This is a genomic window from Schaalia sp. Marseille-Q2122, from assembly GCF_903645355.1.
Lineage (GTDB): Bacteria > Actinomycetota > Actinomycetes > Actinomycetales > Actinomycetaceae > Pauljensenia.
Window position 1 is genome coordinate 153,530 of record NZ_CAHJXR010000002.1, and the last position, 20,806, is coordinate 174,335.

24 protein-coding genes are annotated in these 20,806 nt (G+C 62.6%); 19 read left to right on the top strand and 5 right to left on the bottom strand.

The window, feature by feature from the left end:
• Nucleotides 1-4: 4 nt before the first annotated feature.
• Genes HWX48_RS01665 through HWX48_RS01675 form a run of 3 tightly spaced genes read right to left on the bottom strand, consistent with a single transcriptional unit; the run spans nt 5 to nt 2,007 of the window.
• Nucleotides 5-751: a hypothetical protein gene (locus HWX48_RS01665; RefSeq protein WP_175954018.1), complete on the bottom strand. Its 747-nt coding sequence runs from the start codon at nt 749-751 to the stop codon at nt 5-7.
• Nucleotides 752-784: 33 nt separating this feature from the next.
• Nucleotides 785-1,033, bottom strand: coding sequence for an RNA-binding S4 domain-containing protein (locus HWX48_RS01670; RefSeq protein ID WP_175954020.1), 249 nt, complete (start codon nt 1,031-1,033; stop codon nt 785-787).
• Nucleotides 1,034-1,044: 11 nt separating this feature from the next.
• A complete protein-coding gene (locus HWX48_RS01675; RefSeq protein ID WP_175954021.1) occupies nt 1,045-2,007 on the bottom strand; it encodes a DMT family transporter in 963 nt (320 codons plus the stop codon).
• A 211-nt stretch (nt 2,008-2,218) separates the two neighbouring features.
• Between HWX48_RS01675 and HWX48_RS01680 the strand changes: the two genes are divergently transcribed.
• From HWX48_RS01680 to HWX48_RS01750, 15 genes are all read left to right on the top strand, one after another.
• Nucleotides 2,219-2,827: a hypothetical protein gene (locus tag HWX48_RS01680; RefSeq protein ID WP_175954023.1), complete on the top strand. Its 609-nt coding sequence runs from the start codon at nt 2,219-2,221 to the stop codon at nt 2,825-2,827.
• A gap of 23 nt (nt 2,828-2,850) precedes the next feature.
• A complete protein-coding gene (locus HWX48_RS01685; RefSeq protein ID WP_175954025.1) occupies nt 2,851-3,600 on the top strand; it encodes a hypothetical protein in 750 nt (249 codons plus the stop codon).
• Entirely contained in the window at nt 3,597-4,352 is a 756-nt protein-coding gene (locus HWX48_RS01690) for an SseB family protein (RefSeq protein ID WP_254872909.1), read from the top strand. The genes HWX48_RS01685 and HWX48_RS01690 overlap by 4 nt, the downstream gene beginning before the upstream one ends.
• Nucleotides 4,353-4,567: 215 nt before the next feature.
• The gene (gene infC, locus HWX48_RS01695; RefSeq protein ID WP_254872910.1) at nt 4,568-5,299 is read left to right on the top strand and encodes a translation initiation factor IF-3; all 732 of its coding nucleotides are present in this window, start codon (nt 4,568-4,570) and stop codon (nt 5,297-5,299) included.
• Between the two features lie 49 nt (nt 5,300-5,348).
• Nucleotides 5,349-5,543 (top strand): 50S ribosomal protein L35, encoded by a 195-nt coding sequence (gene rpmI, locus HWX48_RS01700; protein WP_175954027.1) that lies wholly within the window; start codon nt 5,349-5,351, stop codon nt 5,541-5,543.
• Between the two features lie 31 nt (nt 5,544-5,574).
• Nucleotides 5,575-5,955: a 50S ribosomal protein L20 gene (rplT, locus tag HWX48_RS01705; protein WP_175954029.1), complete on the top strand. Its 381-nt coding sequence runs from the start codon at nt 5,575-5,577 to the stop codon at nt 5,953-5,955.
• A 29-nt stretch (nt 5,956-5,984) separates the two neighbouring features.
• Nucleotides 5,985-6,845: an RNA methyltransferase gene (locus HWX48_RS01710; RefSeq protein WP_254872911.1), complete on the top strand. Its 861-nt coding sequence runs from the start codon at nt 5,985-5,987 to the stop codon at nt 6,843-6,845.
• 185 nt (nt 6,846-7,030) lie between these two features.
• A complete protein-coding gene (locus tag HWX48_RS01715) occupies nt 7,031-7,633 on the top strand; it encodes a hypothetical protein (RefSeq protein ID WP_175954030.1) in 603 nt (200 codons plus the stop codon).
• Nucleotides 7,630-8,082 carry a hypothetical protein gene (locus tag HWX48_RS01720; protein ID WP_217701570.1) on the top strand — a complete coding sequence of 151 codons (453 nt, stop codon included), beginning with the start codon at nt 7,630-7,632 and terminating at the stop codon, nt 8,080-8,082. The genes HWX48_RS01715 and HWX48_RS01720 overlap by 4 nt, the downstream gene beginning before the upstream one ends.
• 42 nt (nt 8,083-8,124) lie before the next feature.
• On the top strand, nt 8,125-9,111 hold the full coding sequence (locus HWX48_RS01725) for a thiamine-phosphate kinase (protein ID WP_175954032.1): 987 nt from the start codon (nt 8,125-8,127) through the stop codon (nt 9,109-9,111).
• 89 nt (nt 9,112-9,200) lie between these two features.
• Entirely contained in the window at nt 9,201-10,136 is a 936-nt protein-coding gene (locus HWX48_RS01730; RefSeq protein ID WP_175954033.1) for a TIGR01777 family oxidoreductase, read from the top strand.
• Nucleotides 10,137-10,349: 213 nt separating this feature from the next.
• The gene (locus HWX48_RS01735; protein ID WP_175954035.1) at nt 10,350-11,228 is read left to right on the top strand and encodes a siderophore-interacting protein; all 879 of its coding nucleotides are present in this window, start codon (nt 10,350-10,352) and stop codon (nt 11,226-11,228) included.
• Nucleotides 11,228-11,764, top strand: a complete 537-nt coding sequence (locus tag HWX48_RS01740; RefSeq protein WP_175954037.1) for a hypothetical protein — start codon at nt 11,228-11,230, stop codon at nt 11,762-11,764. Before HWX48_RS01735 ends, HWX48_RS01740 begins: the two co-directional genes overlap by 1 nt.
• A gap of 75 nt (nt 11,765-11,839) precedes the next feature.
• Nucleotides 11,840-13,000: an ATP-binding cassette domain-containing protein gene (locus tag HWX48_RS01745; RefSeq protein ID WP_175954040.1), complete on the top strand. Its 1,161-nt coding sequence runs from the start codon at nt 11,840-11,842 to the stop codon at nt 12,998-13,000.
• Nucleotides 12,988-13,686 (top strand): energy-coupling factor transporter transmembrane protein EcfT, encoded by a 699-nt coding sequence (locus HWX48_RS01750; protein WP_175954042.1) that lies wholly within the window; start codon nt 12,988-12,990, stop codon nt 13,684-13,686. The genes HWX48_RS01745 and HWX48_RS01750 overlap by 13 nt, the downstream gene beginning before the upstream one ends.
• Here HWX48_RS01750 and brnQ read toward each other — a convergent pair.
• On the bottom strand, nt 13,658-15,016 hold the full coding sequence (gene brnQ, locus HWX48_RS01755) for a branched-chain amino acid transport system II carrier protein (RefSeq protein WP_175954044.1): 1,359 nt from the start codon (nt 15,014-15,016) through the stop codon (nt 13,658-13,660). The two genes, HWX48_RS01750 and brnQ, sit on opposite strands and share 29 nt — an antisense overlap.
• Nucleotides 15,017-15,168: 152 nt before the next feature.
• Nucleotides 15,169-15,360: a 50S ribosomal protein L28 gene (gene rpmB, locus HWX48_RS01760; protein ID WP_124867884.1), complete on the bottom strand. Its 192-nt coding sequence runs from the start codon at nt 15,358-15,360 to the stop codon at nt 15,169-15,171.
• A gap of 294 nt (nt 15,361-15,654) precedes the next feature.
• On the opposite strand from rpmB, the gene HWX48_RS01765 reads away from it, so the two are divergent.
• Genes HWX48_RS01765 through coaD form a run of 4 tightly spaced genes read left to right on the top strand, consistent with a single transcriptional unit; the run spans nt 15,655 to nt 20,791 of the window.
• On the top strand, nt 15,655-17,304 hold the full coding sequence (locus HWX48_RS01765; RefSeq protein ID WP_175954046.1) for a hypothetical protein: 1,650 nt from the start codon (nt 15,655-15,657) through the stop codon (nt 17,302-17,304).
• Nucleotides 17,301-19,604 carry an ATP-dependent DNA helicase RecG gene (locus HWX48_RS01770; RefSeq protein ID WP_175954048.1) on the top strand — a complete coding sequence of 768 codons (2,304 nt, stop codon included), beginning with the start codon at nt 17,301-17,303 and terminating at the stop codon, nt 19,602-19,604. Before HWX48_RS01765 ends, HWX48_RS01770 begins: the two co-directional genes overlap by 4 nt.
• A gap of 18 nt (nt 19,605-19,622) precedes the next feature.
• Entirely contained in the window at nt 19,623-20,255 is a 633-nt protein-coding gene (gene rsmD / locus HWX48_RS01775; protein WP_175954050.1) for a 16S rRNA (guanine(966)-N(2))-methyltransferase RsmD, read from the top strand.
• Nucleotides 20,256-20,260: 5 nt separating this feature from the next.
• Nucleotides 20,261-20,791, top strand: coding sequence for a pantetheine-phosphate adenylyltransferase (gene coaD, locus HWX48_RS01780; RefSeq protein ID WP_175954052.1), 531 nt, complete (start codon nt 20,261-20,263; stop codon nt 20,789-20,791).
• Nucleotides 20,792-20,806: the final 15 nt, after the last annotated feature.

Genomic DNA, 20,806 nt, shown 5'->3' on the forward strand with positions numbered 1-20,806 from the left:
GGAACTACCGCGAACGTATGACGTCAATGACCGGGCGTATCCACTGGATGATCCAGCGCATGAGGTAGACATAGCCGGCCAGCAGTGCGATCGTCACTGGGATGATCAACTCCAGCGGATAGTCTGCCGAATACAGGGCGAAGGGGAAGAGGGCGACAACGATCGTTGCCATGACCATCAGCAAGGGCACGGACAGTGCAGCAAAGACCACCGCGACGATAACTAGCGCCCAAAGAAAGTACTCGAGGTAGAGGTGCCTTCGTGACGCCAACACGGGTTGACGGAACCTGGCTAGCAAGCGAGGGGAGCGGGCCGGGCGATGCAGGTCCACGTGGAGGGCGTCTCCGCCCTCTGTCAGCCGCAGCAGGAAAAGCCCATCGGCGGAGGTCCAGGTAGAGACCGCCTGCCCGACAGGGTTGCGGCGCTTGCGGGGCGGCCCGTATATCTGAGTGATTTCGGTGCTGATGACCTCAGTGAAGCGCCTCATGTCCATCGGGGAGTCGTCGTTGCTTTCCAGGCTGGGTGCCACGGGGAAGCTGACTTCGTAGAAACCGTCGGGGGAGACGCGGATCGTGCCATCTGGTCGGCCGCCAGTGGACAGGGCAGTGTGGAAGGCGCCGGGAACGAGGTCATCCATGCGCCACCCCAGCATGCTGATGAGGCGCTCAACCTTGCCATTGTCAAGGGAGTTGGCATCATCGAGCCAGCTTTGGAGGATTTCTTGCGTGGTCGGTACTGACGAGTAGATCATGGGGTCCTCATTCGCGTGGGCGGCGCCGCAGAGTTAGTTCGCGCCAGAGGGCGCAGGCTGAGTGGCAACCTGGGCGGAGAAACGGCCAGCGGGGGAGTCGACCTCGACAATATCGCCGTCGGCGAGCTTACGTCCGCGACGCAGCTCGACCTCGCCGTTGACACTCACATCGCCGTCAGTGATCAGCTCACGGGCCATCACCCCATCTTCCACCAGCCCCGCAAGCTTGAGGAACTGGCCCAGGCGGATGGTGCCTGAAACGCTGAAGGTCGGAAGAGTCATGGCGTGGCCTTTCAGGAGATGTCGACGAGTTGTGGGGTGGGTTGCGCGGGGAGTGGGCGAGGCCGCAGCAGCGGGTACAGCTCGGTCGCAAGCATGGCGCCCACAATGAGGAGCCCTCCTCCCACCATACGCCCGGTGAGGAGTTCTCCGCCGAAGAGGACCGCGAAAACGGCAGCAAAGACGGGCTCGCCGGTGAGGATAATGGCGGTCTTTGCTGCAGAAATACGCGACTGCGCCCAGGTTTGGACGGCCAAAGCAAGGAGGCCAGCGACAAGGGCCATGTACACCATCTGCGACCATTCAAGCGCGCCTTCGGGCATGACAATCCCACCGGGGAGGGCGCCAATAAAGAACACCACGCCAAGGGTCATCATCTGGATGGTCGTTAACTCCACCTGATTACTGGGGGTGCTCCACTGTCCCAAGAGGACGATGTGAATGGCGTAGAGCAGCGCGGCAAGCAGGGTAATGGCTTCACCAAAGCCCGCCGACCATGCATCGAGTTTGAGGACGGCCATACCGAGGGTGGCCACTGCAATGGCAAGCCAGGTAATAGCGGGAACGCGCACGCGGAAGGCGACGAGCAGCACCACGGGCGTGAGCACGACGTACATGCCGGTAATGAATCCGGCAATCGAGGCGTTCGTGTGCGCCAGGCCTACAGTTTGGGCGTACTGGGCGAGGGCGAAAATCATGCCGAGGATAATCGCTCGGCTCCAGACGAATCGGGGGACTTGGCGCAGGGCGCGCCAGCGGATGATGCCGATGAGGGCGCCGGCGATGGCGAAACGCACTCCGAGGAAGTCAATGGGCGGGATGCGTTCAACAAGTCCGTGGATGATGACGAAGGAGGAGCCCCACACGGCTGTGATAGCGATGAGGGCGAGCACTGGGAGCAGGGTTGAGGGCGTGGGTGCCTCTGCTGGTGGGGTGCCGTGGGCGGAGGCGTGGGTTGGCAGTGACGGGGTGGCCATGGGGAGCCTCCTTTCCGTGGCGGTGCTGCTGTGGCTGTGGGGTGGGGGAGTTGCGTAGCAGGGCAATCCTAGCGCCGCTGCGGGGCGCATGGAAATGCCACAATCACAGTGTTCTGCGGGCTTTGAAGTGTCTGAGAATGGGTGCGTACCTGTAGCATTATTGTGCTGGCAGCGCGCGGCTGCCTATCGTGAACTGTCAGGAGGTTCGGCGGTGGCCGAGGAACGTGACGATATTGACGCCGATTTCCTAGACCTGGTGGCGTCGATGGATGCTGATCCCTCCACTGCGGTGGATGAGCCCCTTCATTTGGAGGGGGGCTCTCTTTCTGTTGCGCTGGTGCTGGCCCCCATTCCTTCTGCTGAGGCTTTGCATGCGTTGCTTTCTTTGAGCGGTTACTCCTTGGATATTGTGCGGATGCGTCCGTGGAGCGCCGTGTGGATCCAGGTGCAGACCGCTGCCACCGATGAGGATGAGTTTGCGTCCTTGCTCGCTGAAGAGCGCGATATGCCTGAGATTGTTGACGAGGTCGCTCGCGCCGTGTCGCGCCTGTCGAAGTATGGTTCGGTGGCCGTCATGTCGTGGCTGGTTGAGGGCGAGGGCGCTGAGGTGGGCGTGTCGGGGCAGTTGACGGCCCGCCGCTACGTGGGTGGCGAACCTGAGGATGCGATCCCTGCTGGCGTCCTGTTGGGCTGCATCCCGGAGGCTGCTGAGGATCTGCTTTTGGGGCGAACGCTGCCCACTGACTACGACGATTCGGTTGCTTCTGATGGGACGACGAGGCGCCCGCGTGGTCCCCTCGGCTGGTTCCGCAGGAAGTAATGCGATCACGAGGACCTGACACGATGAGTAGTGAGTTGTCGTCTGCGCTCTCGCCGGGTGTTACCGGGAGTGAGTGTGTGCCTTCTGCGGTGGCGATTGTTGATCTGGGCCTGGTTGATTGCGCTCCTCTTCAGGTGGCCCTGGACAGCTTTGGGGTTGCTTCCTTCTGCACTTCGCACCGTGTAGAGATGCTGGAGGCTGCGGCCCTGATCCTTCCTGACGCTCCTTCCTTTGCCGACTACGCGCGTGTCTTTGCGCTCAAGCGCGTGGCGCAGATTGTTGAGCTGCGGATCTCTGGCGGCCGACCGGTGTTGGCCTGCGGGACAGCCATGCACCTGCTGTGTGAGGGCATTGACAGTGGCGGTGGGTTCACGGCCAGCCCGGCGCCCCAGTGGGAAGGGAGGGTGGTCGAACTCCCGTCCTCGGTCCCTGCCAGCGTGCATGTGCCGATCTGCACGTCTTTGTTTGAGGGGATTGAAGGGCTGAAGTGTCCGGCACCGCCCGCTTACGGCCTGCGCACTGACCCTGCCGAGGGGATGGACGCTGGCCCCCTGACGCCACCTCGAAGTGCCTGGGCGGGTCCTCCGACGCCCTATGTGGCCGCTATTGATAACGGTGCTTTGTGCGCCATGGCGTGGGATCCTCATGAGGCCGGTGACCTGGGTGTGCGGCTGCTCAGCAACTGGCTTGAGCGTCTGCCCGCCATCGTGCGTGAGCCCAATACCCTGGACCTGCCGGTTATCCCCGAATCGCCCGTGGAAGGACAGTCGTGAGCGAACTCAACGAGGCTCAACGCAATAAGTTGGCAGCCCGTTTGGCAATGAAGGTCGATCGTTCAGATTCTGGCCAGCTCCTGCCAGCCACGGCCGCCGCCCTCGCCCTGGGCGCTACGGAGGGGGCTGTCGCCCGGCTGGAAGCCCTTGCCCAGGCCCTGCGTGATGAGCGTGTCATAGTGCCGATCAATGTTGAGGCCGATCCGCGTGAAACGGGGGTGCACGCCAATATTGATCCGGGGAGCTGCGATGCGGCGGACTTCGCTCGCGTGACGATTGACGGGCGCGACGCCCTTGTGGCTTACTCCAGTGCAATCGAATTGGCGACGAGTCGCCCGGGTGCCCGCCCCATGACTCTGCCTTTCCAGAAGGTTGCGCTGACGGCTCTTGTGGAGACGGGCGGCCGCGTCGTGATCAACCCTGGAGCTGATGCGGTGCTCATGCCTCGCTCCTGCGTGGCTGCCCTCGCTCAGGGGGATCAGTGGCTCCCGGCCTGGCGTGATGAGGAGCTGCTTGCTCAGTTGCGCGAGCGTTGCGAGGGCGTGCCCGCCGGGCGAGCACTGCGTGAGTTGCGCGTCGTGCCCGCTCAAGAGGGCACGCTGGTGCGCGTTGAGATCCTCATTGACCGCGAGATCCTGGCCAGCGTGGGGGACCCGCGCCAGAGCGTGACGGAGCTGGTGACTGCTCTTCAAGGGGCGCAGCGTCTTATTGCTGCGGGGGATCGCATTGAGCTCGTGCCGTTGCCTGTCTGAAGGGGAGGGCGAGGCAGGGAAGGTGGAAAATGTGGTTGAGTACACGTTGCCTGCGGCGGCAGACTTATTCGTATCCTGCGCCTATTCCTGCTACAGTGGATGCGACCGACCGGGTAACCACCCGGAACGCAAGCGGAGTTACTCCCACCTAGATGCCCGCCGGAATCACAGGATGACGGTTGCGCCACTACAGAGCGCCAAGGGAATCGGGTCGAATGGTTCACGGCGACAGCCGTGTCCTTGAGAGCCTTCGTGCGCGTTTGGGCACGAAGGCTTTTTCGTGTCTGAGGAACAATCCGTGGAAGGAGCGTCTCATCAGCGAGCCGCGCATTAATGACCGTATCCGAGTCCCTGAGGTCCGCCTCGTGGGCCCCGGCGGTGAGCAGGTTGGCGTCGTCCGTTTGGAGGACGCACTTCGTCTGGCAGAAGAGGCCGGGCTTGACCTCGTTGAGGTTGCGCCCGAAGCGAAGCCTCCGGTTGCCAAGCTCATGGATTATGGCAAGTACAAGTACGAAGCAGCCCAAAAGGCTCGCGACGCACGCCGTAATCAAGCAAACACGCAGCTCAAGGAGATTCGTTTCCGTCTCAAGATCGACGATCACGACTTCGGAGTGAAGAAGGGACACGTCGAGCGTTTCTTGAGCCAGGGCGACAAGGTCAAGGTCATGATCATGTTCCGCGGCCGCGAGCAGTCCCGCCCTGAAGCAGGTGTGCGTCTGCTTCAGCGTCTGGCTGATGAGGTTGGTGAACTCGCAACTGTCGAGTCCATGCCTCGCCAGGACGGCCGCAATATGACCATGGTGCTTGCGCCGACCAAACGTAAGGCTGACGCAATGAACGAACAGCGTAAGCGTCGTGAAGCCGAACGTGAAGCACGCCGCGGTAAGCAGGCAGAGCGCTCCTCTAAGGGGAGGGCTCGCACTGCTGCCGCCACGGAAGAGGACTGAGGACAGGGGCCTGGCCCAACTGTTCGTCACAGAAGAAGGAATAGAAGACATGCCGAAGAATAAGACTCATTCTGGAGCTAAGAAGCGCTTCCGCGTGACCGGCTCTGGCAAGCTCATGCGCGAGCAGGCTGGCGCCCGCCACCTCCTCGAGCACAAGTCCAGCCGCAAGACCCGTCGTCTTGCCTCCGACCAGCTTGTTGCACCTGCGGACGTCAAGGCTGTCCGTACCATGCTCGGCAAGTGACCGGCACGTCTGACAAGGAGAATCGTTAGAAATGGCACGTGTCAAGCGTTCTGTTAACGCTAAGAAGAAGCGTCGTACCGTACTTGAGCAGGCTTCGGGCTACCGTGGCCAGCGCTCCCGCATGTACCGCAAGGCCAAGGAGCAGGTAACCCACTCCTTCGTCTACTCCTACCGCGACCGCAAGGCCCGCAAGGGTGACTTCCGTCGCCTGTGGATCCAGCGCATCAACGCTGCTTCCCGCGCCCAGGGCATGACCTACGCCCGCTTCATCCAGGGCCTGTCCCTGGCTGGTGTCGAGGTCGACCGCCGTATGCTCGCTGAGCTGGCTGTCAACGAGCCCGCAGCTTTCAACCGCCTCGTTGAGGTCGCTAAGGAAGCTCTCCCCGCAGACGTCAACGCTCCCAAGGCCTGACCTGCGTTAAGACCTGTCTGCTAGAGACCGTGTCTCAACACTTCAGTTCCGAGCGCCCGACCGCCTTGAGCAACCCGCACGCTGACCGCGTGAAGAAGGTTGCCAGGCTGGTTGGGCGCTCGGCGCGTTCACGCAGCGGCCATATGATCGTTGAGGGCCCTCAGGCCGTGCGTGAACTCCTTCTACACCGCCCCGCGAGCGTCGTTGACGTGTACCTGACGGGCGCTGCCATTACCGCCCACCCTGAGATGCTGAGTCTCGCGCAGGCCGCGACCCGCTGGGTCCATGAGGTCACTGACGAGGTCGCCGCCGCCATGTCGGGTGACGCTCAAGGGATCCTCGCCGTCGCCCGCCACGAGGCGATTATCGAAGCTGAGGACGCTGCCGATGACGCGCCGTCGCCCTCGACCTTCGTGTGCGTCACCCAGGGGCGCGACCCGGGGAATCTCGGCACGATTATCCGCACGGCTGACGCCATGGGGGCTAGCGCTGTTCTTCTGTGCGCGGGCACCGTCGATGTGCGTAATCCGAAGGTGGTGCGATCCTCGGCGGGTTCGGTCTTCCACCTGCCGCTCATTCCCATGCCCTCTTTCGAGGCTGCCGTCGACTTCTTGCGTAGCAGGGGAGTGAGGCTGCTGGGCACCTCGGGCAGCGTTGAAGCCGAGGACCTCTCTGAACTGATTGCCACCTCCTTGCGCGGAGCGCCTACCGTGTTAACGGGCTCCCACGCATGGTTGATGGGCAATGAGGCTAAGGGCTTGAGCGAGGAAGAACTTGCTGCCTGCGACAGCCTCGTGACGATCCCGATGACAGGGCATGCGGAGTCGCTCAATGTGGCCTCTGCGGCGTCGATTTGTCTGTACGCTTCCCAGTTGCTTCGAGGCCGTTGAGGAGCGGTCCCCTTGCGCGCGGGGTTGAACCCGCGTCTTTCGCCCTGCGCCACACCCTAGAGTGTAGTGTTTTTGCTTCATTTCCGTAAATGAAGTCATTAGGCTTCACTTTCGTGAATGAAGTGCTTAAACTTAACTTGCAGGGTGCTTTGAGGACGCGCCCGCGCACGCAGGGGAGGCTCAATATGTTCGTACTCACCATCGACCAGGTGAAGTCTCGCGACAACGACGACCGCGTGCCACACATGCTTCACCTCCTGGCAGACATTCCCACCCTCGCCCCCTTCGAACGCACCGTTGGCGACGAAATCCAAGGCGTCCCCCGCGACGCAGCGGCCGCACTGGAAGCGATCCGCCGCTGCATCCGTGATGGGCACTGGCACTGCGGCCTCGGCATTGGGAGCGGTGACTTCGCATCCCAGGAGGCGCCTCGCAGCGCAGAAGGAGGCGGCTTTGCTTTCTACGCAGCCCGCCAAGCCATCGAAGCATCAAAAAACCTCAGCCCATCGCTGGCGGTGAGGATCCCCGCTCACAGCGACTATGAAGCAGAAATCGGCGCACTTCTCGCCTTAAAAATGCATGTCGCCGCCCAACGCACCCACCGCCAATGGCAGGTCATTGACGCCCTGAACGAGGCGCAGAGCCGAACAGGTGCCGCGCGCGTACTGGGGATCACGCCATCAGCGGTTTCACAGTCCCTTCACGCTTCCGCATGGGAGACTGAAAGCGGAACAGACAATCTGCTCATTCGCCTGCTTGAACAGGCCGATAGTGTGGAGGACGCATGACTCTCACCCGTGATTTCTTCATCTACATGGGCGTTGACATCCTCGTGTGGATGATTGTCCTTGTCAGCGCCGTTTTCCTCGGCAAAACAATCACCCTCAAAGTCCTTGAATGGGCGAAGGTGCCAGCCCCGCGCCCGCGCGTCGTCGCCGGAGCCGACGCAGCGACCCTCCTTGCCGGAGCAGAGGAAGAACGCGCCGTCCTACGCGGGGGCTTGTGGATCGGCATCCTCGAACGCATTGCCGTGGCCGCCTGCATGATGGGTGGCCAACCCGCCCTCATTAGCCTGATCCTTGGTGTCAAAGGCCTGGGCCGCTACCCCGAGTTAAAAGACAACCCCGAAGCCTCCGAACGATTCCTCATCGGCACGGGCGCCTCGATCCTGTCCGCGATCGCCATCGGGGCTCTCGGTTACGCTGCCGTGCCCGCCATTGTCGGACTTATCCTGTGATGGCCGCCCTGATTGAAGATTCACAGGCGGTAGGCTAGAGCCATGCGTGTTCACGACATTGACGAATTTGAGCTCATCCGCCGCTTCAAGGAAGTGCTTCCTTCCAGCCCCCGCGCGACCCTCGGATCCGGTGACGACTGCGCCGTCATCTCCACCCCGGAGGGCCATTTCATTGTCACCGCCGACATTGTCATGGAACACTCTGACTTCAAACGGGACTGGTCGACAGCGCGCGAAATTGGCCGACGCGCAGCAGCTCAGAACCTCGCTGACATCGCCGCCATGGGTGGGCGAGTATCAACCGTCGTCGTCTCCATGACCGTCCCCAAGGATGAGGACGTCGACTGGATCGTCGACATGGTTGCAGGCTTCGGTGAAGAAATCGCCGCTGCAGGCGGCGGCGTTGATGGGGGCGACCTTTCCAGTGGCGACAGCGTCATTATCGCCGTCACCGCCATGGGATGGTGTGAGGGCGAACCCGTCACCCGCTCAGGAGCCCAGCCCGGCGACGTCGTCGCCTTGGCCGGCACCCTGGGCCGCTCGGCCGGGGGACTGGATCTGCTGCTGGGCGGACACATTGACCCCGCCTGCCATCGCCCCGAGGAACTCGGTGAACTCTACGAGGCCGTCAGCATCTTCCGAGCGCCTCAACCGCCCCTCGAGGCTGGCCCTCGGGCACTGGCCGCGGACGCGCACGCGATGATGGATCTTTCCGACGGCCTCGCCAAGGACGCCGGACGCATCGCCCGAGCCTCAGGGGTTGTCATCGAGATTGACCGCGAAGCCCTTCGGGCCGATGAAGAAGCCCTCCATGCCGCCTCTGAGCGCGCAGGTGTGCCCGCCTTGGAATGGGTGATCACCGGCGGTGAGGACCACGGTCTTTTTGCAACTTTCCCCGCAGACGTGCCCCTGCCCGAAGGATTTCGGCCCATCGGGCGCGTTCGCGCCTGTCACGAGGGCGAGGCGCCTGCCGCGCTCATGGATGGCGCGGAGCTGCGTGGCGGCTGGGATCACTTTAAGCAGGACTAAGCGTCCATCCCAGTGGCTGAGGGCAGGAAAACGTGCCAGGCTATGTCCTACATGAGACGACGACAAGTGCTGTAGGGGAGGGACAGACAATGAAGCGTCCTCTGATCGTACTTGCAGGTGCTTCTGGCTTTATCGGCTCGCATCTGATGGATGCTCTTGTGACGCTCGGGTGTGAGGTGCGTAAGCTCCAGCGCCACCACCCCGACCCGGCGAGCGAAGACGCGGGGGTCGCCTATTGGAATCCTCGCGAGGGCGTCTGCGACGAGCGACTCCTCGCGGGGGCGACGGCTGTCATCTGCTTAAACGGCGCGAATCTCATGGGCCGCCCGTGGACAGCCCGCTACAAGGAAACCCTGGTCCGCTCTCGTCTTGACGCCGTCACCACCCTCGTTGACGCAATGGGGCGCCTGCCCCGCTCCGAGCGCCCGCGCGTGTTCCTGTCCGGTTCAGCTGTGGGCTTTTATGGCTATGACTGCGGCGATGAAAAGCTCACCGAAGACGCCCCGCAGGGCGAGGGCTTCCTCGCTGAACTCTGCGCCCAGTGGGAGGCCGCCGCACAACGCGCTCAGGACGAGTACGGAGTGCGCACGGTCCTCCTGCGAACCGGTTTGGTGCTCGGGCCTGAAGCTGGGCTCTTGCCGATGATGGTCATCCCCTACAGGCTCGGTTTAGGTGCCCAGTTAGGTAACGGTCAGTCCTGGATGCCTGTGATCTCGGTTGTTGACCATGTGCGTGCCATCGTGTTCTGCATGGCGACGCCCCGTATCGAGGGCCCGGTTAACCTGGTGTGCCCAGAGCCATTGCGCAATGAGGAACTCCACGAGAACCTCTCGCACTACCTGGGGCGTCCTTCGTTCCTGCGTGCCCCAGAAGCCCTCATGCGAACGGTGGGTGGTCAGATTGCTGAGGAAGTCATCTTGGCCTCTCAGCGCGCTGTTCCGCATAAACTCCTCGCTGAGGGCTTTATGTTTACAGCGCCTACCGCCTTTGAAATCCTTGGCCAGGTGCTGCCCGCTCGGCACTAGAGTGAGCGCTCTCCTTGAGGTGAGGTAGCTCCTTATGCTGAGATGCTTCGGCAGATCCCGAATGAACTTAGGGTAGGCTAAGCTTGCCTATGGTGTGAAAGATGTTGAGACACTTCACCTCATGCTGCACGACTCTCTTCACTGCCGTGTGGCTCCAAAGGAAAGGCTTCGCTGATCTCCACCCAGGCGCTAGAGACCGCCAAGGAGCTAAGCATGACAGTGACGAACCCGATGGGGCTAACCGAGGAAGAACTCGTCGGCCTACTTTCCCTTGTCAACGACCATGAACACGACGAGGACGAACCCGCCCACAGTCACGACCGGATCCCCTGGACGATTACCGCCATCGAAGACCGCGCCCAACGCATGGTGCGTCTCCGCGGCCGAATCCCCGACAGTGAAGACTTCACAGCCTACGAACAGCCCAACGCGATCTTCCGCATTGAAGTACCCGTCCAACCAGAGGAACTTGTCGGTCTTGCCAACGCACCGACAACAGCCTCGCGAGTCTACACAGTGGCCCACTCCCACCCCGAGACGCGCGAAATCAGCGTTGACTTCGCCCTCCACGGGGACGCATCACCCGTCATGCGCTGGCTCACCCACGTGAAGATCGGCGACGTCATCGACATCTGGTCAGTTGCAGGTCATCGCATTCCCGCCCCAGGCAAAGACACGATCCTCGTGGCTGATTCCACGGCCATCCCTGCACTCGGGTCCGTCCTCGAAAAATGCGAGCTCAGCGGCCGCATTCGCCTCATCGTCCAAGGACAGGCTGACGAGCTCAATGAACTGCCCGACCACTCTCTAAACCTTGTCAGCGAGAACCTGGGGGAAGCCTTCGTCAAGCTGGCAGGAAAGGGCGTTGACTCAGTGTGGGCAGCTGGAGAAGCCTCACAGATGAAGATCATCCGCACGCACTGCCGGAAGGTTCTTGGCCTGAGCAAGGAACAGACCCAGGTCTTTGGATACTGGCGCCAGGGAACCTCCCTCACCGCCATCGACATTGAACGCCTTCGCCTGCTGCGCGACACCATCCTTTCCGGAGGGGATCTCCAGGCACTGCAGGAACAAATGGAGGAAAGCCTCTAATGAGCACCGATATTCGCCCCCAACAAGCACCTCTTCTCAGCGCCCGCCCCCTCATGATCTGCGTCGTCCTTGGGGCTTTCAGCGCCATCCTCATTTGGATCACCAAATGGATGACCATCACCGTCACGGCTGCCATCCCCTGGCTCTCCTTCCCCGCACCTCTTCCCTTCTGGGTACCAATCCTTGTCGCACCCCTGCTCCTGAAACGTCAGTGGGTCGCACTCATTACAGCCGTCATCGCGGCTGTTCTCAGTGCTGGAGCCATGGCAGTATTTGTCGCCCTATGTATCGAAGTCATGGTGTTCTTGCGCAAGAATCGCCAAGCTCTGAGTGTGGGATGGGTGTTACTCAACGGCGTCGTCATTGGGCTGATGACCTTCGGCTTCATGTTCCTCTTCCCGGAATTTAGCCAATTGCCCATGCCCCTCATCCTTCTTGCTCTTGCCATCCGCCTTGTCACCAATGTCGTCTACGCCTATCTTGCGTGGATTGTGGCCCGCGCTCTACAAGGGGTCGGCATTGGAGAACTCGATTAAAGGCCCCGACATCAGGTGAAGATCACGCAGCTGGACTGTCACAGAGGCAGCACACGCCTATTCCACGGGCTTGACGTGGACTTTCCTCCCGGTTCCTACACGCTGATCTGCGGTGGGACGGGAACCGGGAAGAGTACCTTGGCTCTGATTCTGGCGGGAACTTTAACCCGAGGAGTCAGCGGAAGTTTGGATGCCCCAAAGGAGGGCGTAGCCGCAGTATGGCAAGACCCTGCCGCGCAAATGTGTGCGCCTACGGTACTTGACGAGGTTCGTCGCCCCCTTGACTACCACCTTGTTCCCGCTGACGAAGGCACCGCCCTGGCCCGAAAACTCCTTCAAACAGTGGCGCTTGAGCACATTGATCCAGGGCACGACCCCATGCGTCTATCGGGAGGAGAACAACAGCGCCTGGCCTTCGCGGCCGCGCACGCCCTGGGGGCGCCTGTCCTCGTCATTGACGAGGCCACCAGCCAGCTTGACCTCCAGTCCCGCGAAGCCCTCTTTGCCGCTATTGACAGCATAGAAGGCCTCACGATCGTCGCTATCGACCACAATGTTGAGGCCCACCTTGAGCGCGCCACGCGAATCATTGTCATGGGGAAGGGCGGGCGAATCCTCTACGATGGCGACACCTTGCCAGCCCACGCCCACCAGTGGGGAGTGCGCATGCCCGGCGCTTCCTTCCCCTCCTACCGGGCGAAGGCAGTACTGTCCGACAAACGGGTCGACTGCGGCCCACTCTCCATCCCCGTGGGAGCAATAGTGGCCTTAACGGGGCCAAACGGCGCGGGAAAAACCACCTTCCTCACCTCCCTCACCACCAATAAAACCCTTGTCCGAGCCGGCATAGCCTGGCTTCCTCAACGAGGCTCTCACCATCTCAGCGCAGACAGTGTTGCTGAAGAACTCGGCCACGGCGCAGCCGCTTTCACTGCGCAGGACTGCGGACTTGCTGGCCTCGAGACACGCCACCCGCTCACCCTCTCAGGTGGGCAACGCCAACGCCTCGCCGTGGCAGCAGCCCTAGGACGACAGGATATTCACGTGGCGCTACTTGACGAACCCTCCTACTCCCAAGACCACGAGGGCACGGAGCAGATGATCAATATGGTGACTCGCGACGCTAAACAGCGGGTCACCATTGTCGCCAGCCACGATGAGGCCTTCATCGAAGCAGTGGCAACCCACCGCTGCGAAATCCGCGAGGGAAAAATCGGTGAACTATGCCCGATCTGAGCCATCCTCGTACGTGGCTTCACCCATTAGTCACCGTGTGTATCCCACTGCCAGTGCTCATTATCGTCCTGCGTACCCAATCCTTGAGCTACATTCTGGCCATCATGATCTGTGTCCTCGTCTACGGCTTCCTGCTTCGCTGGCGATGGGCACTAAAAATGACCCTCAGCATCGCGGCTATAGCTGCCTTCCTTGCGCTCTCCCTGTCACTGTGGTTGCCGCAACAAGCTGCCATCACGCTGGCTCTACGGATGATCGCCATGCTGATCACACTGGCCGTGCCCTTCACCCTCGCAGATTGGCGCACCATCGCTGATAGCTGCGTGAAGTACCTGCGCCTTCCGTACCAGCTGGTGGATGTGGTGTCGATGGGCGATCGCTTCTTTGCCCTCATGCGCCGAGACCTCCAGGAGATCTCGACCCACATGAGGGTACGGGCACGCGGGTCCCGGCTACTCTACCTGAGGATGCTGCCAGCCGCCCTCATGCCAGTCCTCGTCGCTGCTTTTCGGCAGGCGGATACCACCGCCCTAGCCCTTGAGACACGAGGATTCTCCCGCCACCCCTACCGCACCACCCATTCGGCCCGCCCAATCACAGTACTTGACGTGCTGGTGCTCCTGGCTGCGTGGGCCGTCAGCATCGCGGGCCTGTGGGTTATGCCCGTGATCGCTCCCGCCTGGTGAGGTCAACGAGCAGACCACACACGGCAGCAAGAGCCACAGGGACCACCCACCCCAAGTGAATATCATGCAGGGGCACGGCGCTCAGGATCGGGGTCAACACGGCAGTCCCCACACCCAGCTCAGCCAGGGTGGTCGCGGCCGACCACACAACGGCCACGCCAACCGCCAGGCGGAAGGTCACAGGCAGCCTCGTCCACCGATTCACCACAGCACCAATGAGGGCCACGCTCATCAGCGTGATGGCAATGGGGTAGAGGAAACCAATGAGCGGCCCAGCAATCGCCAGCAGCGTGGGCAGGCCATGAATGGAGAAGGAAAACGCGATCACCGCGAAGCCCACCAGCCACACGTGGTAGCGCACCGCCGGAACAAGACGGTGAAAGAACTCCGAGCAGGCCGCCAGCAGGCCAACGGCCGTCGTCAAACAGGCTGCCAGAACCGTCATAGAAAACACGAACGCACCCGTGCTGCCCAGGGACTGGGCGGCCGCATCGGCCAAGAGAGCCGCGCCGTCAGTGTACTGGGCGGCATTGGGAATGGAACGGCCAATGAGGCCTAAGCCCACATACACCACGGAAAGGAAGCCACCGGCAATGAAAGCAGCTGTCACGGTCTGAGGAATGAGGTGGCGGCGACGCACAGCACCATTACCGCGCAGGGTGTTGACGACAATAATGCCAAAGGCCAAGGCCGCCACCGAATCCATGGTGAGGTAGCCCGAGAGGAGACCCGCAGCAATGGGCTGGGTGGCGTAGGTGTCCTGAGCGGGGGCAGGGGCGCCATCAAGGACCATGACCGAGCGGAGAATAAGAATCGCCAGGAAGAGCAGCAGGGTTGGGGTCAGCACCTTCCCCAAGGACTGAATGATCGTCCGCGGATTCCACGCGAGGACGCCGGCCACCGTGAAGAACACGCCACTAAACAGCACAGCCGAATTCAGTGAGTCGTAGGAAGCCAGAGGGACGAAGGATGTCGAATACGCGACAGCGCCCATACGTGGAAGGCCAAAGAATGCGCCAATCGACAGGTAGACCAGAACGGGAAAGAGCGCCCCAAAGACTCGACCCGCACGGCGGGAGAGGTCCGAAAGATCCGAGCCGGAAAAGGCGATGGCGACAATAGCGACGATGGGAAGGGCGACGCCGCCCAGCAAAAAGCCCACCATTGCCGGGGTGAAGGCTTCACCAGCGTAGGCGCCAATCATGGGAGGGAATATAAGGTTGCCCGCGCCGAAGAACATCGAAAAGAGCATGAGTGCTGTCGAGAGGACGACAATGCTGGTGCGGGAACGGTGGGACTGAGTTCCCTGGGTGGAGGTTGAGGCGGGCACGGGTTCCTTCTTTACAATCAGGCGCTACCGCGTCTTACGCAGGTGCGTGACGAGGCGGGAGTGAGGCGAGCAAAAACCCCGCCGGGGACGTCCCTGCGGGGTCTTGCATACGCTGAGGTGGTGGCGGTGCGAGATGCCCGCCACAGTCTGAATCAGATCGCGCGGACGACCTTGTCAGACTTCATGCACTTGGTGCACACATTGAGGCGCTTGGGGGTGCCACCCACCAGAGCGCGGATGCGCTGGATATTGGGGTTCCAACGGCGGTTGGTGCGCACGTGGGAGTGCGACACGCTCTTGCCGAAGCCCGGTCCCTTACCGCAGACGTCACACACGGCAGCCACGATCGTTCTCCTTGGTTCAAGTTTCTTTCGGTACCGCCCGAAGGCGGTGTCCAACGGCGATAATCCACCGAAGGCAACCACAGAAGAATAGCCGACAAAGGGACGCAAGTCCAAGTCATACGCACCTTTAGGGCGTGTCAAGTGGCACACATTGCGCAGGACTCGGAGAATTGCCTGAGAGGTTTTCTCTTGAAAAACCACGGTAATACCCTGAGCGACCTCGCATGAACGTGGGGCAGTGACCTATGATCCCGTGTTCGAGTCACAAGCGTTGAAGAACAAGGAGGCCCCGCCGTGTCATTGCGCGCGCACACCCTGGCAGCCGCGCTGCGTCTGGCAGCCGAAGAATCCGCCACCTTGCGCACCTTCATTGATGACCTCGACGGCTGGGATGGCAAAGACTGCGACACTGGAAGCAACGCCCATCACACCCTCGTTCACATGGCCGCCGCCCTCGAGGGCGCCACCGAGTACCTGTCCTTCGCCTCGGGCCTGGAACTCGCCATTGACGCAGGTATTACCTACGGCATGGGACACTGTGGTCAGCTTCTCAGCCTGCTCCTGTCCACCTGGCACCAGAGTATTGACGGGACTGACACCCTCCAACCCATCCACATTCGCGCCATGCTCAGTGCCGACCCGCGCCGCGCCGCCAGCGGCCACATGGAGCTCTCCCCGGCAATCCTGGCCGTCCTCGATGACGCCCGCACTGAACTCAATGCCCTGGGGGCGACCCTGCCCGACGGCGAGGACCTCGTTAATCTTTTTGCGGCGCAAACCCAATTCGGCCTCATCGAAGCGACCTCCACGACGACGGGCCGTATTGATCCGGGCGCCGCGATCCTCACGCTCCTGGCGACCTGCCTGGATAGTGCGGCGCGCGAGGATTACTCCCTGCTCGCGTCTTTTGCGCAGATGCTGGGCGATCTGGCAGCCTCCCCAAGCTCTCGGCCACCGCGTCCCGCTGTCCCTCATGAGCAGCGTGCCTTCACTGTTGACCTCGTGCTCTCTGGAGCGCACTCCGATGCTCAAGCCCTCTCAGAGCGACTGACCCTGCTGGGGGCCGCGCACTCCTACGTGGGGCGCGCTGACTTTTTTGGTTTGGGGGAGTGGCGTTTCCATATTGATACCTCCGCGCCTCTGGCTGCCCACCCGCGCACGGCAAATGTGCGGGCATTTACCGTCGCGGATGCGCGCCCCAATGAACTCATCGGTGTGGACACGCTCTCCGACGGCGTCACTCACCGCGGTGTGCGTCTGCTGGAACGCCGCCCTCTCAAGCGGGTTGAACGGGCGCATGTCATCGCCATGACGCAGGCTCCGGGGCTTGTTGAATACCTCGCGCAGGCCGGCGCCATCGTTGTCCTCACGCCCACGGTGGATGACGTGCCGATGATTGCCGCACTCGCCAGCGCCTCCTCAACGGGGGTGAGCCTTCTCCTGCCCTATGACGAGGCCAGCGCCGAGCTCGCCAACGCCGTGTGCGCCTACGCTGAGCGTCGCCGCAGCCCGCAGTCCGCCGCCCCTCACCCCGGGAGCGACGTCGCCGAAGGGAACGTCGCGCCGCGCATTATTGCGGGGGACAGCCGCTCGGACCTCGTTGCTCTCGCCCTCGCCCAAGCCTGCGGCACGATCTTCGTCCCCCAACCCGGCGGTCCGCAGGTCGGAGCGCAGGTGGAGTCCCTCCTACGTGAGGCCCAGCAGCACGCCCTCGTCTCGCAGCGCACGGTCCTCCTTTCCTCCCATTCCGCCCACGAGGTCGTCGCCGCCGTCGACGAGATCGGCGCCATGGAACCGCGCCAGTGGCGCATCCTTATTGGCAGCCACGAGGGGACGAATGTCGTCGCCCTCGTCAACCAGCTGCTCTCCCCCCGAGTGGGCGCCGTCCTTGACGTCATCGACGGGGGATTCACCGCAGAAAGCCAGCTTCAGGGCCTGCTGTGAATGTTCTCGACACGCCGCTGAATCTGCGCCTCCCCGCCGCCGTCGCTAAGAAATGCCGGGCTGCCGGGCTGCGCACCGTGGGAGACTTGCTGCATCACGCGCCGCGCCGCTATTACCACTGGGGCACCCTGACGGCTATGCGTTCCCTGCACCCGGGCGAGGATGTCAGTATTCTGGCGCGGGTCGTCTCCTCCACCCTGATTGCCAACCGTAATCGGGCAGGCGTGCGCCTGGAAGTCACACTCACCGACGGCTTTGACCAGATGACGGCCACCTTCTTCGGCGCCAATCAGTACAAGCTCATTCCCCACCAGCGTCTCCTCACCCCCGGCTCCACGCACCTCTTTGCCGGGAAGATCGGCGCCTACCGTGGTCGCCTGCAACTCACCCACCCCCAGTTTGAAGAGGCTATCGACGGCGATGAAGAGGCGGCGCGTGCCCGACAGGAGCGCCCGATTCCGATTTACCCCCTGGGGAAGGGCTTGACGCCCTGGGTGCTCAGCCGTGCGGTGGGCATGATCCTCGATGAGCTGGACGACGAGCAGATCCCAGACCTTGTCCCCGAGGAGATTCGCTCCGAGCATGATCTGCTCAGCCGCGCCCAGGCCTTGCGGCAGCTCCATCAGCCGGCCAGGGATGAAGACTACCAGGCTGCCAAACGCACCCTGGCCTGGCAAGAGGCCTTCGTGTTGCAGGCTGCCCTCGCCTACCGGCGGCGCACTCAGGAAGGCGACGAGGCTCCCGCCTGCCCGGCTGAAGGGGAGGGGAGTCGTGAGCTCCTCGCGCAGTTGCGTGCCCACCTGCCCTTCGCTCTCACGCCCTCCCAGGAGGACGCTTGGGAGCAGATCCGTGCTGATCTGGGGAAGCGCGCGCCCATGATGCGCCTGCTCCAAGGAGATGTTGGCTCGGGCAAGACCGTCATCGCCCTGCTGGCATTGGCCCAGGTCGTGGGCGCTGGTCATCAGGGGGCGCTCATGGTGCCCACGGAAGTGCTCGCCGAGCAGCACGCCGTGTCCTTGCGCGCTCTTCTGCCTCCCGAGTGTGACCTGACCATTGAGGTGTTGACGGGCGCGACGGCCCCTCGGGAGCGCGCGCGGATTCAGCAGGCCATGAGTGAGGGGGTGCCCATGATCGTGGTAGGCACTCACGCTCTGATTCAAGACAGCGTGGACTTTGCTGATCTGGCGCTCGTCATTGTCGATGAGCAGCACCGTTTCGGGGTAGCGCAGCGCGATCGCCTGCGGGAGCGCAGCCGCCAACGCGTCGGCGGCGACGCCGCCACCGCCGGGCCGCTGACCCCCCATCAATGTGTCATGACCGCCACCCCCATCCCCCGCACCATTGCGATGACGGTCTTTGGTGACCTGGAGGAAACCCGCATGATGGGCCTGCCGCCGGGGCGCACTCCTGTGGCAACGCACCTGGTGAGCGCCGAGAACACCCCGTGGTTGGAGCGCCTGTGGGCGCGTGCCCGTGAAGAAATTGACGCGGGAGGGCGCGTGTACGTGGTTTGCCCGCGTATTGACGCTGACGCGCCGGGTACCGCCTGCGCTGACGGTGACATTGGGGGCAGTGGGGATGAGTTCGTCAGTAATGTGGACGCCGAGGATGCCCTCTTTGACAGTGACGCCCTGGAGGAGGGCGCAGGAGTTGCGGACGCGCGCGCCCCGCAGCCTCCTCTCGCCGCCGTCATGGAGATGGCTCCCATGCTCGGCGCGCACCCCGCTTTGACGGGCGTGCCTCTGGGGACGCTGACGTCACGCACGCCCTCGGAAGAGAAAGTCGCCACCCTTGAGGCTTTCGCCTGCGGCACCGTCCCCCTACTGGTGGCGACAACCGTCATTGAGGTGGGCGTGAATGTCCCCGAAGCGACGATGATGATCATTCTTGATGCGCAGCAATTTGGCCTCTCGCAACTTCACCAGCTGCGCGGCCGCGTGGGCCGCTCTCACACGCCCTCCATCTGTGTGGCCGTCCACCGTGCGGGCTTGTCCCCGCAGAGCATGGCTCGACTGGAGGCCTTCGCGCAGACCACGGATGGTTTCGAGTTGGCTCGTGCGGACCTCAAACTTCGTCGCGAAGGAGACGTCCTCGGCGCTGGGCAAAGCGGGCGAGCCTCTGGCCTGCGTTTCCTGTCTGTCCTTCGTGACGAGGAGATCATTAGCCAGGCCCGCGCCGCCGCCCTCGCCTGCCTCAGTGGCAGCAGTAGCGCCACAGAATCCCTCAAGCGATATCCCGCTCTGCACCGAGAGGTCACTGTGATGCTTTCCGACGAGGCTGCGTGGATGGAACGGGTCTAGAACGCCTACCATGAGGGCATGACCCGAATTGTTGCTGGACGCGCGGGTGGGCGCCCGCTGAAAGTGCCCGCGAAGGGCACGCGCCCGACCTCTGAACGTGTGCGTGAGGCCCTTTTCTCCCGGCTCGACCACATGGGCATCCTCACGGGGGCGGCCGTCCTCGACCTGTATGCGGGCAGCGGCGCGCTGGGAATGGAAGCCCTTTCACGAGGCGCCCGCCGCGCCACCTTCGTGGAAAAGTCGCGTCCGGCGACCACCATTATTAAGTCCAACCTCCACGCAACAGATCTGGCCGCCCTCGGTAGCGTGGTCTGCGCCGATGTGAGCACCTACATCACCCACAAAGAAGGCGCCTCCCTCAGTGGCGACTACGACGTCATCTTCATTGACCCGCCCTATGACATGGCGGCAACTGATCTCAATAAGGTACTTGCTCACCTTGGCCCGTGGATGCATCCCGACACCCTCGTCATTGTTGAGGCCTCCTCACGCGCCCCCGAACCCGCATGGCCCACCGATCTCGTTCTCGAAGAACGCCGCGCTTATGGCGAAACCATCATGTGGTTCGCCGGGCCGCCCGTGCTTGCCAGCGACGACGCGGAAAACACCTCACACGATGATGTCGCAGCCGCCGAAAAGACGGAGGAATGAGCAACATGAGCGGACTTTGTGAAGAAGCCCGGGGCAAGGTCTCACCTCGGCGAGCCGTATTCCCAGGCTCCTTTGACCCCTTCACCCTGGGCCACTACGACCTCGTCGCCCGCGCGGGCGTCCTCGTCGACGAACTCATCGTCGCCGTCGGCGTCAACCACGCGAAAACGCCGCTCTACTCGCCCGAAGAGCGCCGGGATATGATCCTGCGCGCCACCGCCGACCTGCCCCACGTGCGGGTCGAGATCATGCGCACGCCCCTCGTGGACTTCTGCGCCAAACACGCCACCGCCCTCGTCATCAAAGGCGTGCGCGACGCTGCTGATGCCGCCAATGAGGCCACCCAAGCGACCATCAACCGCGAGCTTGGCGGCGTCGAAACGATCTTCCTTCCCACTCGCCCGGAACTCGCGCACGTCTCCTCATCGGTGGTACGCGAATTATTGCGATGGGGAATGGACCATTCACGGTATGTTCCTGCCGAAGTCGCAGCATTCATACGGGACAATAGAGGTGGACAATCAGGCGGCCACTGACCAGCAGCACACTCC

Excerpts from the sequence above, each read along its gene's own strand:
- HWX48_RS01665 (WP_175954018.1), bottom strand. The coding sequence starts at position 751 with ATGATCTACTCGTCAGTACCGACCACGCAAGAAATCCTCCAAAGCTGG.
- HWX48_RS01670 (WP_175954020.1), bottom strand. The coding sequence starts at position 1,033 with ATGACTCTTCCGACCTTCAGCGTTTCAGGCACCATCCGCCTGGGCCAG.
- HWX48_RS01675 (WP_175954021.1), bottom strand. The coding sequence starts at position 2,007 with ATGGCCACCCCGTCACTGCCAACCCACGCCTCCGCCCACGGCACCCCA.
- HWX48_RS01685 (WP_175954025.1), top strand. The coding sequence starts at position 2,851 with ATGAGTAGTGAGTTGTCGTCTGCGCTCTCGCCGGGTGTTACCGGGAGT.
- infC (WP_254872910.1), top strand. The coding sequence starts at position 4,568 with ATGGTTCACGGCGACAGCCGTGTCCTTGAGAGCCTTCGTGCGCGTTTG.
- rpmI (WP_175954027.1), top strand. The coding sequence starts at position 5,349 with ATGCCGAAGAATAAGACTCATTCTGGAGCTAAGAAGCGCTTCCGCGTG.
- rplT (WP_175954029.1), top strand. The coding sequence starts at position 5,575 with ATGGCACGTGTCAAGCGTTCTGTTAACGCTAAGAAGAAGCGTCGTACC.
- HWX48_RS01715 (WP_175954030.1), top strand. The coding sequence starts at position 7,031 with ATGTTCGTACTCACCATCGACCAGGTGAAGTCTCGCGACAACGACGAC.
- HWX48_RS01720 (WP_217701570.1), top strand. The coding sequence starts at position 7,630 with ATGACTCTCACCCGTGATTTCTTCATCTACATGGGCGTTGACATCCTC.
- HWX48_RS01725 (WP_175954032.1), top strand. The coding sequence starts at position 8,125 with ATGCGTGTTCACGACATTGACGAATTTGAGCTCATCCGCCGCTTCAAG.
- HWX48_RS01730 (WP_175954033.1), top strand. The coding sequence starts at position 9,201 with ATGAAGCGTCCTCTGATCGTACTTGCAGGTGCTTCTGGCTTTATCGGC.
- HWX48_RS01735 (WP_175954035.1), top strand. The coding sequence starts at position 10,350 with ATGACAGTGACGAACCCGATGGGGCTAACCGAGGAAGAACTCGTCGGC.
- HWX48_RS01740 (WP_175954037.1), top strand. The coding sequence starts at position 11,228 with ATGAGCACCGATATTCGCCCCCAACAAGCACCTCTTCTCAGCGCCCGC.
- HWX48_RS01750 (WP_175954042.1), top strand. The coding sequence starts at position 12,988 with ATGCCCGATCTGAGCCATCCTCGTACGTGGCTTCACCCATTAGTCACC.
- rsmD (WP_175954050.1), top strand. The coding sequence starts at position 19,623 with ATGACCCGAATTGTTGCTGGACGCGCGGGTGGGCGCCCGCTGAAAGTG.
- coaD (WP_175954052.1), top strand. The coding sequence starts at position 20,261 with ATGAGCGGACTTTGTGAAGAAGCCCGGGGCAAGGTCTCACCTCGGCGA.